The organism is Serratia sp. CY81684, from assembly GCF_052166595.1.
GTDB classification, from domain to species: Bacteria; Pseudomonadota; Gammaproteobacteria; order Enterobacterales; family Enterobacteriaceae; genus Serratia; species Serratia nematodiphila.
Genome location: NZ_JBJNOO010000003.1, coordinates 1027618 through 1042428 on the forward strand (window position 1 = coordinate 1027618; position 14811 = coordinate 1042428).

The 14811-nt window shown below is 63.2% G+C and carries 15 protein-coding genes; 12 read left to right on the forward strand and 3 right to left on the reverse strand.

Annotated features, from left to right (window positions below; all coding sequences use genetic code 11):
• The first annotated feature begins 183 nt into the window (after nucleotides 1-183).
• From ACJ8QF_RS12710 to ACJ8QF_RS12755, 10 genes are all read left to right on the forward strand, one after another.
• Entirely contained in the window at nucleotides 184-1191 is a 1008-nt protein-coding gene (locus ACJ8QF_RS12710; protein WP_049186257.1) for a 3-oxoacyl-[acyl-carrier-protein] synthase III C-terminal domain-containing protein, read from the forward strand.
• Entirely contained in the window at nucleotides 1188-2204 is a 1017-nt protein-coding gene (locus tag ACJ8QF_RS12715; RefSeq protein ID WP_131164798.1) for an NAD-dependent epimerase/dehydratase family protein, read from the forward strand. The genes ACJ8QF_RS12710 and ACJ8QF_RS12715 overlap by 4 nt, the downstream gene beginning before the upstream one ends.
• Nucleotides 2197-3003 (forward strand): MBL fold metallo-hydrolase, encoded by an 807-nt coding sequence (locus tag ACJ8QF_RS12720; protein ID WP_044031040.1) that lies wholly within the window; start codon nucleotides 2197-2199, stop codon nucleotides 3001-3003. Before ACJ8QF_RS12715 ends, ACJ8QF_RS12720 begins: the two co-directional genes overlap by 8 nt.
• Nucleotides 3000-4286 carry a F390 synthetase-related protein gene (locus ACJ8QF_RS12725; RefSeq protein WP_442537562.1) on the forward strand — a complete coding sequence of 429 codons (1287 nt, stop codon included), beginning with the start codon at nucleotides 3000-3002 and terminating at the stop codon, nucleotides 4284-4286. Before ACJ8QF_RS12720 ends, ACJ8QF_RS12725 begins: the two co-directional genes overlap by 4 nt.
• Nucleotides 4283-4900 (forward strand): phosphatase PAP2 family protein, encoded by a 618-nt coding sequence (locus tag ACJ8QF_RS12730; RefSeq protein WP_049186252.1) that lies wholly within the window; start codon nucleotides 4283-4285, stop codon nucleotides 4898-4900. The genes ACJ8QF_RS12725 and ACJ8QF_RS12730 overlap by 4 nt, the downstream gene beginning before the upstream one ends.
• Entirely contained in the window at nucleotides 4897-6030 is a 1134-nt protein-coding gene (locus tag ACJ8QF_RS12735) for a sterol desaturase family protein (protein WP_442537563.1), read from the forward strand. Before ACJ8QF_RS12730 ends, ACJ8QF_RS12735 begins: the two co-directional genes overlap by 4 nt.
• Complete coding sequence (locus tag ACJ8QF_RS12740; protein WP_442537564.1) at nucleotides 6023-7105, forward strand: fatty acid desaturase family protein; 1083 nt, start codon at nucleotides 6023-6025, stop codon at nucleotides 7103-7105. Before ACJ8QF_RS12735 ends, ACJ8QF_RS12740 begins: the two co-directional genes overlap by 8 nt.
• Nucleotides 7102-8187 carry an acyl-CoA desaturase gene (locus tag ACJ8QF_RS12745; protein ID WP_442537565.1) on the forward strand — a complete coding sequence of 362 codons (1086 nt, stop codon included), beginning with the start codon at nucleotides 7102-7104 and terminating at the stop codon, nucleotides 8185-8187. Before ACJ8QF_RS12740 ends, ACJ8QF_RS12745 begins: the two co-directional genes overlap by 4 nt.
• Before the next feature lie 106 nt (nucleotides 8188-8293).
• Nucleotides 8294-8518, forward strand: coding sequence for a hypothetical protein (locus tag ACJ8QF_RS12750; protein WP_016927372.1), 225 nt, complete (start codon nucleotides 8294-8296; stop codon nucleotides 8516-8518).
• Nucleotides 8515-8781 (forward strand): hypothetical protein, encoded by a 267-nt coding sequence (locus ACJ8QF_RS12755; protein WP_442537566.1) that lies wholly within the window; start codon nucleotides 8515-8517, stop codon nucleotides 8779-8781. Before ACJ8QF_RS12750 ends, ACJ8QF_RS12755 begins: the two co-directional genes overlap by 4 nt.
• A 9-nt stretch (nucleotides 8782-8790) precedes the next feature.
• Here the strand turns inward: ACJ8QF_RS12755 and ACJ8QF_RS12760 are convergent, their stop codons facing one another.
• The 3 genes from ACJ8QF_RS12760 to ACJ8QF_RS12770 are packed head-to-tail and all read right to left on the reverse strand — an operon-like array spanning nucleotide 8791 to nucleotide 11368.
• The gene (locus ACJ8QF_RS12760; RefSeq protein WP_004934619.1) at nucleotides 8791-8943 is read right to left on the reverse strand and encodes a DUF2474 domain-containing protein; all 153 of its coding nucleotides are present in this window, start codon (nucleotides 8941-8943) and stop codon (nucleotides 8791-8793) included.
• A 14-nt stretch (nucleotides 8944-8957) separates the two neighbouring features.
• The gene (gene cydB / locus ACJ8QF_RS12765; RefSeq protein ID WP_131164797.1) at nucleotides 8958-9965 is read right to left on the reverse strand and encodes a cytochrome d ubiquinol oxidase subunit II; all 1008 of its coding nucleotides are present in this window, start codon (nucleotides 9963-9965) and stop codon (nucleotides 8958-8960) included.
• Nucleotides 9966-9967: 2 nt separating this feature from the next.
• On the reverse strand, nucleotides 9968-11368 hold the full coding sequence (locus ACJ8QF_RS12770; RefSeq protein ID WP_004934615.1) for a cytochrome ubiquinol oxidase subunit I: 1401 nt from the start codon (nucleotides 11366-11368) through the stop codon (nucleotides 9968-9970).
• 144 nt (nucleotides 11369-11512) lie between these two features.
• Here ACJ8QF_RS12770 and ACJ8QF_RS12775 point away from each other — a divergent pair, with 144 nt between their 5' ends.
• Nucleotides 11513-12931 carry an aminotransferase-like domain-containing protein gene (locus ACJ8QF_RS12775; RefSeq protein ID WP_004934613.1) on the forward strand — a complete coding sequence of 473 codons (1419 nt, stop codon included), beginning with the start codon at nucleotides 11513-11515 and terminating at the stop codon, nucleotides 12929-12931.
• Nucleotides 12932-13118: 187 nt separating this feature from the next.
• Nucleotides 13119-14774: an ABC transporter substrate-binding protein gene (locus ACJ8QF_RS12780; protein ID WP_049186242.1), complete on the forward strand. Its 1656-nt coding sequence runs from the start codon at nucleotides 13119-13121 to the stop codon at nucleotides 14772-14774.
• Nucleotides 14775-14811 lie beyond the last annotated feature (37 nt).

A 14811-nucleotide genomic window follows, 5' to 3' on the forward strand; every position in this document is an offset into this window, starting at 1 on the left:
GAATATCTCAGTCATGTTACGCTTATGCTTGCGCCGACGGACGTCGGCCCGTGGTAGCCGATAACAAGAGATACCGCCTTGATGAAAGGCATTTTGGGATATAAAAACCGGGGATGATCCGCGTGGCCTTCGCGTCGTGCGGGAGAATCGCTTTATGGATAGTCAGGTTAATCAATAACAATAATGACCACTCAATTTCGTTCACCCGAGCCGCTGCCTCTGAAAATCATAGCCACCGGGGCCGCGTTGCCGCCCAACCGCGTGGCTTCTTCTACGCTCGATGCTCGTCTGGGGAAACCGGCCGGCTACGTTGAAAAACGCTCGGGCATCGTTTACCGCTATCACGCCGCCGACGATGCCAGCCAGGCCGAACTCGCCGCCGCCGCGCTGCAAGACGCGCTGGCTCGCAGCGCCCTCCCGGCAGCCTCCATTGACCTGCTGATCTCCGCCTCGGCGATTTCGGTGCAGGCGCTGCCGTGCACCGCCGCGCATATTCTCAAGGTGGCGGGGCTGGCGCCGGGCACGCCGGGCTTCGACATCAACAGCAGCTGCGTCAGCTTTATCTCTGCGCTGCAGGTGGCGGCGGGGCTGCTGAACGCCGGGACGTATCGACGCATCGCCATCGTCTCGGCCGATCTCGCTTCACGCGGCATCGACTGGCAGCACGAAGAGTCGTCGCTGATCTTCGGCGACGGCGCGGCCTGCGCCATCGTGGAGCGCGGCGACGGCGCCAGCGGCATCCTCGCCAGCCTGGTGGAAACCTATCCCGCCGGCAGCGAACTGTGCGAGATCCGCGCCGGCGGCACGCGGCGCAACCCGCGCGCCGGCATGTGCGAGCAAGACTTCCTGTTTCATATGCAGGGCAAGCCGCTGTTCCGCCAGGCGTCGGCGCTGATTGAGGATTACCTCGACCGGCTGCTGAGCGCCAGCGGCCTGACCCTGGCGCAGATCGCCACCGTGGTGCCGCATCAGGCCAGCCATCTGTCGCTCGAACATATGCGCAAGCGGCTGCATGTCTCCAGCGAGGCGCTGGTGGATATCTACCGCCACCATGGCAATCAGGTGGCGGCGTCCATCCCGACGGCGCTGCATGCCGCCGTGACCACCGGGCGCTTCAACCCCGGCCAGCCGGTGATGCTGATCGGCACCGCCGCCGGGCTGGCGCTGGCCGGCATGGTGTTGCTGCCATGAGGGTGCTGGTCACCGGGGCGACCAGCGGGCTGGGACTCAACGCGGCGCAGTGGCTGCTGGAGGCCGGACATCAGGTGCGCGCCACCGGCCGCGACGAGCGGGCCGGCGCAGCGTTGCGTCGGCTGGGCGCCGAGTTTTGCGCGCTCGATCTGGCGCAGGCCACGCCGCAGCAGTGTCGGCAGCTCGTCACCGACTGCGAGTGGGTGTGGCACTGCGCGGCCAAGTCTTCACCCTGGGGCGGCAAAGCGGAGTTTCACCGCATCAACGCCGCGGCGACGGAGAGGCTGGCGGAGGCGGCGGGGCGCTGCGGCGTGCGGCGCTTTGTGCATATCTCCACGCCGGCAATCTACTTCGATTTTCAGCCGCATTACGATCTTGACGAAGGTTACCGCGCCCGGCGCTTCGCCAATCACTATGCCGCCAGCAAGTATGCGGCTGAACAACGCCTGTTGGCGCAGGCGAAGACCTACCCGCAAACCACCTACATTATGCTGCGGCCGCGCGGCCTGTTTGGCCCACACGATCGGGTGATCGTGCCGCGGCTGTTGCAGCAGCTCGAACGCGATCGCGGCGTGCTGCGGCTGCCCGGCGGCGGGCAAGCGCTGCTGGACCTGACCTTCGCCCCCAACGTGGTGCACGCGATGGATCTGGCCAGCCGGCAGCGCGGGTTGCCGTCCGGCGCCGTTTACAACATTACCAATCACCAGCCGCAGCGGCTGGCGGAGATGCTGGATGCGTTGCTGCGTCAGGAACTGGGGCTGCGCTACCGGCTGCAGGCCGTGTCCTATCCGCTGCTGCATACGCTGGCCGGCGGCATGGAGCTGTGGGCGGCGCTGAGCGGCAAGGAACCGCTGCTGACGCGCTACAGCGTGGCGGCGGTGCATTTTGACATGACGCTGAGCCAGACCCGTGCGATCGAAGAGCTGGGCTATCAGCCGCGTTATTCGATGGAAGAGGGCATTCGTCTGACCGGCGAGTGGCTGCGGCGGCAAGGAGGCATACAGCATGGCTAAGGTCACCGTTTTTGAAGTGGGTTACTGCACGCATATCGGCTGCATGGCGCTGCGCGGCGCCGGGTTCCGGGTGTGCAAATTCCCGGCGCGTGCCTATCTGCTGGAGGTGGGGGAGCGCCGCTGGCTGTGGGATACCGGCTACGCGCATTATTTTCAGCAGCACACGCAGTCGGGGGTGTTCAGCCTGTATCGCCGCATGACGCCGGTCTATTTCGATCCCGCCGAGTCGTTGGCGCATCAGCTGCGCGCCGCCGGTTACGCCGAGGGGGATATTCAGGCGCTGATCGTCTCGCATTTTCACGCCGATCACATCGCCGGGCTGCAGGATTTCAGCCAACTCGACTTTATTTGCTCCGGCGAAGGCTGGCAGCAAACCCGCGGGCTGCGCGGTTTCGCGGCGCTGAAGCGCGCCTTTATTCCCGGCCTGATCCCGGCGGATTTCGAGAGCAACCTGCAGTTTATGGAAGCTTTTCCCTCGGTGGCGTTGCCTGCGCTGCTGGCGCCGTTCGAGCGCGGCTATGCGCTGCCGGGCAGCGAAGGGCAGATCGTGCTGGTGCCGCTGCCGGGGCATGCGGCCGGCCATATCGGTGCCTTTATTCTCACCGATGCCGGCTGGACGCTGCTGGCCAGCGACGCCGCCTGGTCGCCGCAGAGTTACCAGACGCTGCGCGGGCCTTCGCGCCTGGCCAATCTGGTGATGGACGACGCGGTGGCGTACACCCGCACGCTGGAGCGGCTCAACCAGCTGTGGGCGGGCGGCCAGGTCAACATTTTGCTGTGCCACGAGGGGGACCTGTGATCCCGTTCATGACCCTTTGGCACTATTTCCGCGCCCGGCGCCTGCGCTTTGGCGATCGTGCGGCGCTGGAGGCGCATCAGGCCCGGCAGCTCGCGGGCTTTGCCCGTCGGGTGCTGAGCAAGAGCCCCTATTTTCAACGCTTCAGTCGCCGGCCGTTCGCCGAATGGCCGCAGATGGACAAGGCGCTGATGATGGCGCAGTTCGACCGGATGAACACCGCCGGGCTGCAGCGCGATGCGGTGCTGGCCTGCGCGCAGCGCAGCGAGGCGGATCGCGATTTCACGCCGAAGATCGGGAGCTACAGCGTCGGATTGTCGTCCGGCACCTCCGGGCAGCGCGGCGTGTTTGTCGTCAGCCCGCGCGAACAGCAGGTGTGGGCCGGCGGCATGCTGGCGAAGATGCTGCCGGACGGTCTGTTGGCCGGCGAGCGCGTTGCGCTGTTTCTGCGGGCGGACAATAATCTCTATCACAGCGTGAACAATCGTTGGCTGAGCCTGGCGTTTTACGATCTGCTTGCACCGTTCAGCGAGCATTTGCCCGCATTGGAACGGCAGGCGCCCAGCATCATCGTGGCCCCGGCGCAGGTGCTGCGCGCCTTGGCGCTGGCGGTGCTGGCCGGGCAGGTGAAGTTGCCGGTCAAAAAAGCGATCTCGGTGGCCGAGGTGCTTGAAGAGCAGGACCGCCGCCTGCTGCTGCAGGTATTTCCGGCGGTCGGCGAAGTGTATCAGGCCACCGAAGGATTTCTTGCCGCGACTTGCGCGCACGGTACGCTGCATCTGAACGAAGAGTTTTTGCATATCGAACCGCAGTGGATCGACGAACTGCGTTTTACGCCGTTGATCACCGACTTTACCCGCAGCACGCAGCCGATCGTGCGTTATCGGCTGGACGATGTATTGGTGCTGCGCAAGGAACCCTGCCCGTGCGGGCAGCCGACGCGGGCGATCGCCCGTATCGAGGGGCGGCGCGACGATCAACTGATGCTGCCCGATGCGCAGCGGCAACCGCAGGCGGTGTTCGCCGATGCCTGCAGCCGAACGATCGCCAATGCGTTGCCGCTGAGCAGCGATTACCGCCTGATCCAGCGCTGCGAACGGCGGTTGGAATTGATTGCCGATTGCAGCCCGGCGGCGTTGGCGCATTGTCAGGCGCAGCTGATCGCGCTGTTCGCTCGCCAGGGCATCGCCACCGAGCGCCTCGAATGGCGGTTGACGGCACAGGCGGTGCTGCCGCAGTTCGATCGCAAGCGGCGGCGCATCGTGCGCCAGGCGGAGGAAGCATGAAAAATACGCTGTTCAGACTAGGGCACATGTTGCTCGGCTGGGGGACGGTCGGGGTGGTGTATAGTCTGACCGATCGCCTGCAGGGGGCGGGAACCCTGTTGCCGCCGTCGGCGCTTGACCGGGCGATCCCGTTCAACCCGGCGGCCATCTGGCTCTACCTGTCGTTCTTCCTCATTGTCCCGGCGGGCTATCTGCTGGCGCCGCTGCCGCGGATCACATGGCTGACGCGGGCGATGCAGCTCACCGCGCTGGGCGCCGGGGCGGTTTACCTGCTGTGGCCGACCACCATGGCCTATCCACAGAACGATGGCGTCGGGATCAGCGCGCAGCTGCTGGCGGCGTTAACCCAGGTGGATTCGCCGCAGAACTGCCTGCCTTCGTTGCATATGGCGCTGACGGTGCTGGCGGTGTGGGCGCTGAGCGACGGCGAGCGCAAAGTGCGCACGGCGTTGTGGATGCTGTGGGGTGCGGCGATCGCGTTCTCGATTCTGCAACTGCGCCGCCATTTGTTTGTCGATTTGGCCGGCGGCGCGCTGCTGGCGCTGTTCGCCGGCTGGCTGGCCCTGCGTATGAACACCCTGCGCCGGCGCGTGGTTAAAGGAGAAATGGGATGAGCGATCTGGCGTTGCCGATAGTGTTCATGCTGTTCATCGTGGTGGCCGAGGCGGTGGCGCTGCAGTGGGGGCGTCGCGAGCCGGTCAACTGGCACGATCTGGTGTTCAACCTGAATTCCGGCCATATCATGCTGTGGCTGTTCCGCGGGTTGGAGATCACCTGCTACGGCTACGTGGCCGCGCATTTCAGCCTGGGGCTGCTGGATGCCTGGCCGCCGCTGCTGATGTGGCTGTTCGCCCTGCTGGCGTGGGACTTCGGTTTCTACTGGCTGCACCGTCTGCACCATCGTTTCCGCCTGCTGTGGGCGGTGCACGTGGTGCACCATCAGGGCGAGCACTTTAATCTGTCGCTGGGGGTGCGCAACTCCTGGTATTCGTCGCTGACGTCGATCCCGTTCTTTTTGCTGCTGGCGCTGGCGGGGGTGCCGCTGTCGGTGTTCGTTGCGGTCTCTATTTTTCATTACAGCATTCAGCTGTTTAACCACAATGCGCTGACGCCGAAGCTCGGCGTGCTGGAAAAAATCCTGGTCACGCCGGCGCATCACCGGGTGCATCACGTCAAGGACATGGCCTATTCCAATAAGAACTTCGGCGGCAGCTTTATCTTCTGGGACAAGCTGTTCGGCACCTTTTGCCCGGCATTGCCGAGCACGCCGTTCAGCTATGGCGTCGGCGGCGACAGGCCGTCCGCCAACCCGTTCTGGGCGAGCAATCTGCCGTTCCTGCGCTATTTGCGCCTGGCATGGCGCCCGGCGCCGGGCCGGCCACGCGACCGCCGTTCGGCGCTCAGCGTCTTCAGCGGCGCCATGCTGTTGTTCTCGCTGGTGGTCGGTTACGTCTACCAATACGGTTACGGCTATAGCGACATCAGTTGGCCGCAAATGGCGCTGTTGGCGCTGCTGGCGTTGGGATCGGTGGCGCTGGGCGGCATGACGGAAGGGCGGCCGTGGGCGATCGCCGTCTGGTTGCTGGTCGCGTTGGGCATGCCGCTGCTGTTTATCGGCTATCTCGGCTGGCCGCAGCGCTATTGGCATATCGCCATGGCCGCCGTGGCGTTGCATGCCCTGTGCGTCGCATTGGGCTGGGGAAGAGTAGCCGCACCGGCCGCCGTGGAGGAACCGCATGGCTGAATCACTGCCGCCGCTGCGTTTTCCCGCCGATGGCGAACAGGCATTCCATCGCGATCTCAAACGTGCGGCGCATGCCTGCCTGGCGGGCGACCATCGCTATGCCGATGCCGCGCGGTTGGCCAAGGCCGCGCTGTTGCTGGCGTTGTGCGTCGGGTTTTACGCGCTGAGCCTGCTGCAGCATCAGCCCTGGGCATTTTTCCTCTGCTATTTCCTGTTCGTGACCATGGGCATGCTGCTCAATGTCAACGTCAACCATGATGCTTCGCATAACGCCTTCTTGCGCGCGCCCTGGGCCAATCGGCTGGTGGGGCGGTTGGTGACGCTGCCGCTGGGCGTCGATCCGGACTACTGGCGCACGCGGCATGTGGATTACCACCACGTTTACGCCAACGTCGAACATTACGATCTGGATACCGAAGAGAACGGCTTTTTCCGCCAGACACCGTTCCAGCGCTGGCGACCGCATATGCGCTATCAGCATCTGTACTGGCCGCTGATCGCTGCGCTCTCGCTGCCCTATATCGCCTGGATTTTCGATTGGTCCGATCGGCTCGATAAAACGCCGCTGCGGGAAAAACGCGTGCTGGCGGGGCGCGGCGGTTGGGCGCTGTTCGTGCTGTGCAAGCTCGCGCATCTGGCGCTGGTGCTGGTGGCGCCGCTGGTCGTGGGCCACTTGCACGGCATCAGCTGGGGCTGGGTGTTGCTGGCTTACGCGCTCAGTCAGATGTGCGCCTCGCTGCTGGTGGTGTTCCTGCTGCTGGGCACCCATTGGGCGCAGGCCGAGTTTTACCCGGCGCCGACGGGCGGCAGCATGCCGCAAGGCTGGTATCGGCACAATTTCGCCACCGCCTGCGACTGGCAGCCCGAACCGCGCTGGCTGGAGCACCTGACCGGCGGGCTGAACTATCACCTGACGCATCATCTGTTTCCCGGCTGGAATCATCGCCACTACCCGGCGCTGGCTGCTGCGGTGGCGGAGGTGGCGCAGCGGCACGGCATGGCGTACCGCTGCATCGGCTATCGCGAACTGCTGGCGCAGCAACAGCGCTTCTTGCGGCGGATGGGGCAGCCATGAAACCGCTGCGTCCGTTAGCCTATCGGCGCGACGACAACGGGTTGCACCGCGCGCTGATGCAGGCCGCCCAGCATTATCTGGCGGCCAACGGCGATCACCGTTTCGCCGACGGCGGCATGCTGGCGAAGGTCGCGCTGCTGCTGGCGCTGTGCGGTCTGTGTTACGGGCTGAGCCTGCAGCAGCATAACGGCTGGGCGTTTTTCGCCTGTTACTTCGGTTTTATCTTTATCGGCATGTTCCTGACGGTGAACGTGGTGCACGACGCCTCACACAACGCGTTCTTCCGTCGGCCCTGGGCCAACCGCTGGCTGAACACCCTGGTGAGCGTGCCACTGGGGTTGGATCCCGACTGCTGGCGCGTGCGGCATGTGCTGTTCCACCATGCCCATAACAACATCGAAGATTACGATCCCGATATCGACGCCAACGGCGTGCTGCGGCAAACGCCGTTCCAGCGCTGGCGGCCCTTTATGCGCGCGCAGCGTTACTATTGGCCGCTGGTGGCGGCGCTGACTTTTCCGTACTACATCTGGCTGTTCGACTGGCTGGACAGGGCGGGCCGCACCCGCGTGGCGGCGCGGATGGCGCAGCAGGGCGTGCGTGGCTGGATCGGGTTTCTGGCGGGGAAGGCGGCGCACCTGCTGCTGGCGCTGGCGATCCCATGTTGGCTGTTGCCGCCGGCTATCGGCATCGGGCAAATTCTGCTGGTCTATTTGCTGAGCCAGATGCTTTCTTCACTGCTGTTCGTGATGCTCATCATCGGTACCCACTGGGCCAAGGCCAACTTCTACCAGGCGCCAGAACAAGGCGCAATGCCGCACGGCTGGTATCATCATGTGTTCGCCACTACCTTCGACTGGCTGACCCGGCCGCGCTGGCTGGGGTACTGGCTCGGCGGGGCGAACCTGCATTTGACGCATCATCTGTTCCCGCACTGGAGCCACCGCCATTACCCGGCGCTGAGCCGCATTATCGGCGAGGTGGCGCCGCGTTTCGGCATCGACTACCGGCTGCTTGAACTAGAGGAGCTGTTGCGTCTGCAGCAGCGTTTCCTCAGCGCGATGGGGCGCAAGCCGCACTAGCGTTGCATGCGGGTTATGCGAGGCGTTAAGCAGTTCACTAATTGAACGACATTTACCCTTCCAGTAGACTTTCCCCCGGTGAATCAACGACCACAGGAGGTGGAGTATGCGGAGTTTACCGATTCGGTTATCGAACAAAATTGATGATGATCTGAACGATATCGCCCGGCGTCACGGGATGGAAAAAACCGAGGTTATCAAAATGGCGTTTGCACTGATCGCCATTGCCGATAAGTATTGGATGAAACAGGATGGTACGTCTCTAGGCATCGTACGAGAGAATGGCGAACAGCTCGAAGCGGTGGGACGGGTCGTGGAGATCTTCCCATGAGCATCGAAAGCCATAATCTGCGCGATGAAGCCAGCCAGGTTTATCTGGAGCAGGTGTTGGTCTTCGACGAAATGGAGCGGCTGCGCCTGGCGCGCCAGGTATTGTGCGGGATATTTGCGGTCAGCGTGGGCGTATTCGCCGCCCACGCGTATTGGGACAAAAACGAAGCGCTCGGTCAAGTGTTCGAGCTGGTGAAGATCGGCGCCTTGCCGCTGGTCATGCTGGTGGTCTCTTTTTACTTTCCCAACAGCGCGGCCAGATAAGGCGCCGCGTTAATGCGACTTCATGCCCGCCGCGGTCATCAGCAGGCGGAACAGCGAGGCGACCACGAACAGCCCCAGCACGCTGGCGCTCCAGATGATCACCAGCCAACCGATGCGTTTCCACCAGGGCGCCGGAGCGGCGGCTGCCGTTTTATCTTGCATAGCGTCCTCCCTCCTCAGTGATAGCCGTGCTCATGGCTGATCTTGCCGCGGAACACGTAGTAGCTCCAGAAGGTGTAGACCAGGATGATCGGGATGATGAACAGCGCGCCCACCAGCATAAAGCCGAGGCTCTGCGGCGGCGCGGCGGCGTCCCACAGGCTGATGGTCGGTGGGATCAGGTGCGGCCAGATGCTGATGCCAAGCCCGCTCAGGCCGAGAAACACCAGCAACAGCGTCAGCATGAACGGCGAGTAGTGCGCGCCGCGTTTTACCCCGCGCTGAATGCCCCAGGCGCTGAGCAGCACCAGCAGCGGCACCGGCAGCAGCCAGAACAGGTTCGGCAGCGTAAACCAGCGGGCGGCGATTTCCGGATGCGCGATCGGCGTCCAGATACTGACTGCGGCCAGCACCAGCAACAGGATCGCCAGCAGCGGCGTCGCCAGGTAATACATGCGCGCCTGCAGATCGCCGGCGGTTTTCATCACCAACCAGGTGCAACCGAGCAGGGCGTAGGTTACCACCAGCCCCAGCCCGCAGAACAGCGCGAAAGGCGTCAGCCAGTCCAGCGCGCCGCCGGCGTAGGTGCGGCCTTCGACCGGGAAACCGTTGATCACGGCGCCCACCACCACACCCTGGCTGAAGGTGGCGAAGAGAGAGCCCCAGATGAACGCTTTGTCCCAGATATGGCGCTTCTGCGGCGTCGCCTTGAAGCGAAACTCGAAGGCCACGCCGCGGAAAATCAGCCCGATCAGCATCAGCGTCAGCGGGATCGCCAGCGCGTCAAGGATCACCGAGTAGGCCAGCGGGAAGGCGCCGAACAGCGCCGCACCGCCCAGCACCAGCCAGGTCTCATTGCCGTCCCACACCGGGGCGACGGTGTTCATCATCAGATCGCGATCGCCGCTCTCTTTCACCCACGGAAACAGGATGCCGATGCCCAAATCGAAACCGTCCATCACCACATACATCATGGTGCTGAACACGATGATCACAAACCAAATCAGCGGAAGATCGATACCCATGTTCAGCTCCTGTCGTCCAGAGTGTCGTTGACCGCGGACAGCGGACGCGCCGGGCGGCCCTCGGTATTGTCTTCTTGGTGTTCATGCGGCTGCGGCCCTTTGCGGATCAGGCGCATCATGTAGGAATAACCCACGCCGAACACCGAGCAGTAGACGATGATGAACGCCAGCAGGCTGATGCTCATGTGCAGATCGCCGTGCGCGGAGACCGCATCCTTGGTGCGCAGCAGGCCATACACCACCCACGGCTGGCGGCCGATCTCGGTGGTGAACCAGCCCGCCAGCAGCGCCAGCAGTCCGGATGGGCCCATCCACAGAATGAAGTACAGGAACGGGCGCGACTGATAGAGCCCGCCGCGCCAGCGCAGCCACAGGCTCCACACCCCGGCCAGGATCATCAGCATGCCCAGCCCGACCATGATGCGGAACGACCAGAACACCACGGTGGAGTTGGGGCGATCTTCCGGCGGGAAGGATTTGAGCGCCGGTACCTGCTCGGTCAGGCTGTGCGTCAGGATCAGGCTGCCGAGATAGGGCACCTCCAGCTTGAAGCGGGTCTCTTCACGCTGCATGTCCGGCCAACCGACCAGGATCAGCGGCGTGGCTTCGCCCGGCGGGTTTTCCCAGTGGCCTTCGATGGCGGCGATCTTCGCCGGCTGATGTTTCAGCGTATTCAGGCCGTGCGCATCGCCGATCAGCGCCTGCACCGGCGCGACGATCAGCGCCATCCACATCGCCATCGACAGCATCTTGCGCATCGCCGGCGTATCGCGGCCGCGCAGCAGGTGCCAGGCGGCCGACGCGCCGACGAAGAACGCCGAGGAGAGGAAGGCGGCGGTGGACATGTGCAGCAGGCGATACGGGAAGGACGGGTTGAAGATCACCTTCAGCCAGTCGACCGGCACCACCTGGCCGTTGATGATTTCGTGTCCCTGCGGGGTCTGCATCCAGCTGTTGGAGGCCAGGATCCAGAAGGTGGAGATCAGCGTGCCGAGCGCCACCATGCAGGTGGCGAAGAAGTGCAGCCCTGGGCCGACGCGGTTCCAGCCGAACAGCATCACGCCGAGGAAACCGGCTTCGAGGAAGAAGGCGGTCAGCACTTCATAAGTCAGCAGCGGCCCGGTAATGCTGCCGGCGAACTCGGAGAAGAAGCTCCAGTTGGTGCCGAACTGGTAAGCCATCACCAGCCCGGATACCACGCCCATGCCGAAGTTAACGGCGAAAATCTTTGACCAGAAGTGATAAAGCTCACGATAGGCTTCATTGTGCGTTTTCAACCATAATCCTTCCAGCACCGCCAGGTAGCTGGCTAAACCGATGGTGATGGCGGGGAAAATGATATGGAAAGACACGGTGAAGGCGAACTGTATTCTGGCGAGTTCCAGTGCATCAAGACCCAGCATGGCGCCTCCTAGGGTTGAACATAAATTAACCTCTTGAGTATAGCTGTCATTTTTATGTGAAAAGCTTGGCGTGAAGTTAATCACGAAGTACAGTGACTATAATAGTGACAGTTATTTTACTTTTTTATATAACAGTTAAGAGCTATGACCCGATACGAACAGCTTGCGCAGCAGATTAGAGAACAGATCCAGAACCGGGTGTGGCGGGCGGGCGACAAGCTGCCTTCGCTGCGCGAGAGCGGCAAACGCGCCGGATTAAGCCTGATGACGGTGGTGCAGTCTTACCAACTGCTGGAGAGCCAGGGGTGGATCGTCGCCCGGCCGCAGTCGGGTTACTACGTGGCGGCGCGTCCGCAGCCGCTGCCTCAGCCTTCGCGCGGCGAAAAACTGTTGCTGAGCGAGCAGGTGGACATCAACGCCTTTATTTTTGACGTGCTGCAGGCCTGCAAGGATCCGGACATCGTGCCTTTCGGTTCGGCCTTTCCCGACGCCACGCTGTTCGCCCAGCCGAAGCTGGCGCGGGCGCTGAGCAGCGTAGCGCGCAAGTTCACGCCGCACAGTTCGCTGGCCAACCTGCCGCCGGGCAACGACGCGCTGCGGCGGCACATTGCCCAACGCTATGCGCTGAGCGGCATGCAGGTTGCGCCGGACGAAATCGTTATCACCGCCGGGGCGATGGAGTCGCTCAGCCTCAGTCTGCAGGCGGTGACCCAACCGGGCGACTATGTGGCGATCGAGTCGCCGGCGTTTTACGGCGCGCTGCAGGCGCTGGAACGGCTGCGGCTGAAGGCGGTGGCGATCGCCACCCATCCGCAGGACGGCATCGATCTGGACGCGCTGCAGCAGGCGGTGGAGCAGTATCCGATCAAAGCCTGCTGGCTGATGACCCACTTCCAGAACCCGCAGGGCGCCACCCTGCCGGAAGCCAACAAACAGCGTCTGGTGGCGCTGCTGCGCGAACGGCAGATCTCGCTGATCGAAGACGATGTCTATGGCGAGCTGTACTTCAGCGCCGAACGGCCGCTGCCGGCCAAGGCGCTCGACAGCGGCGGCCAAATCCTGCACTGCTCGTCGTTTTCCAAATGCCTGGCGCCGGGCTTTCGCGTTGGCTGGGTGGCGGCGGGGCGTTATGCGCAGCAGATCCAGCGTTTGCAGCTGATGAGCACCGTTTCCACCAGCGTGCCGACCCAGATGGCGCTGGCGGATTATCTGCTGCACGGCGGCTACGACACCCACCTGCGGCGGTTGCGCCGCCTGCTGGCCCAGCGCCAAAGCGCGATGCGTCAGGCGATTGCCCACCATTTCCCGCCGACGGTAAAGGTCAGCCAGCCCGACGGCGGTTACTTCCTGTGGCTGGAGCTGGATCCGGCGCTGTCGTCGATGGAGCTGTACCGGCGGGCCCTTTCCCGGGGTATCAGCATCGCGCCGGGGCGCATGTTCACCACCGGCGACCATTTCAACCACTGCTTCCGTCTCAACGCCTCTTTTGAATGGAATGACCGCTTTGAAGAGGCGATCAAAACCTTAGCCAAACTTATCCGGGGGCTGGCGGCGGCCGGTTGAGTCGCGTTTTTCACGCCGCTTCGCCCCAGAAAAATTCATAATGCTTTTTTCGGCAATGGAATGCCGGTTTCGTTGTTAGACAGCCCTCCAGCCGCCCATTACTCTGCGATAAATTTTGTCACATTTTTATCAACGGGTAGACGAGGGGCAGTGGGTGAGTAGAATAAAAAACAAGCTAAACAAACTGTTGCGTTATCGGTTGACGCCGCTGGCGTTGATCTGCGCGCTGGGATTGAGCGCCGGCGCGCAGGCGGAAACGCTGGCCGAAGGCATCACGCCAGCCAGCGACGCCAGCCGGGTGCCGGCCGCCGCCAAGCTGCGCAAAGACACCGTGGTGGCGGGCATCTCGGAACCGCAGGGGATTTTCAACCCGTATCTGTTCACCAACGGCTGGGACGAGAACGTCACCGACGTGATCTTCAGCCGCCTGATCGGCCTGGACAGCCAGGGCAAGCCGGAAGGGCGTCTGGCGGAGTCCTGGCAGGTCAGCCCCGATAATCTGACCTACACCATCAAGCTGCGGCCTAATCTGGTCTACAGCGACGGCTCGCCGCTGAAGGCCGACGATATCGCCTTTACCCTGACGCTGTTGCACGATCCGGCCTATGACGGCGACACTGACATCACGCCGGCGCACATTCAGGGCGGCGCCGAGTATAAAAACGGCACCGCCGCCGGCATCAGCGGCCTGAAGGTGATCGACGATCGCACCATTCAGATCGTCACCACGCAACCGGGCGCCACCACGCTGCAACTGATCGGCGGCCCGGTGCTGTCGCGGGCTTACTACGGCAAAGACTATCAGCGGGGCAAGCTCGACGGCGTGCGCGCCTTGAACGGCAAACCGCTCGGCAACGGCCCCTATATTTACGACAAGTACGTGCCGGGGCAGGAGATCCGCTTCCACGCCAATCCGAACTTCTACCTCGGTACGCCGCCGATGGCGCGCTTTATCTACCGCGTCACCAACCCGGCCACCAACTTCCAGCTGTTCCAGACCGGTGAGACCGACTACGACGCCTTTACCGCCAAGCCGGACGATATCGAACAGCTCAAGCTGCTCGGCTTCGCCAATATCAACCTTTACAGCTCAAGCGATTACAGCCGCATCGACTTCAACCTCAAGCGTCCGGCGCTGCAGGACAAGCGGGTGCGCCAGGCGTTGATTTACGGCCTGGATCGGCAAAAGCTGATCGCCGTGGTGTATCAGGGTTACGGCAAAGTCGCCAACCAGCCGATTTCGCCGATCTCCTGGGCCTATGACGCGAACGGCATCAATCCTTACGCTTACGATCTCGATAAGGCCAAAAAGCTGTTGGACGAGGCCGGTTGGCAGGCGGGGGCGGACGGCATCCGGCAGAAAGACGGTAAAAAGCTGGAGCTGACGCTGCTGGTGACCAAAAAGCTGATCAACGACGCGCTGGTGCCGATCGCCAAGGATAACTACCGCCGGCTCGGCGTGGTGCTGAAACCGCAGGTATTGGATTTCAACGCGCTGCTGGCGCAGCGCAAGGCGGGCAATTACGACCTGGCGTCCCTCAGCACCAGCACGCTGAACGATCCGCACGACGGCGTACGCGACTTCATCAGCCGCGAGAGCGAGACCGGCTACCACAACCCGCAGGTGGACGCGCTGATCGCCAAAGCCAATGCCACGCTGGATATCGCGCAGCGCAAGCCGCTGTACCATCAGCTGTATCAGGTGCTGGCGGACGATCCGCCGGTGATCCTGCTCGGCAACCGCGAAATTTTGAGCGCCAGCAGCGCGCGCGTCACCGGCTTTAAACCGGATATCTATAACGGATTGGTCGGCAGCCTGCCGAACGTCAAACCGGCGCCGTAACGCCCTGACGCCGCCGCGCCATTCCGGGCGGCGGCGA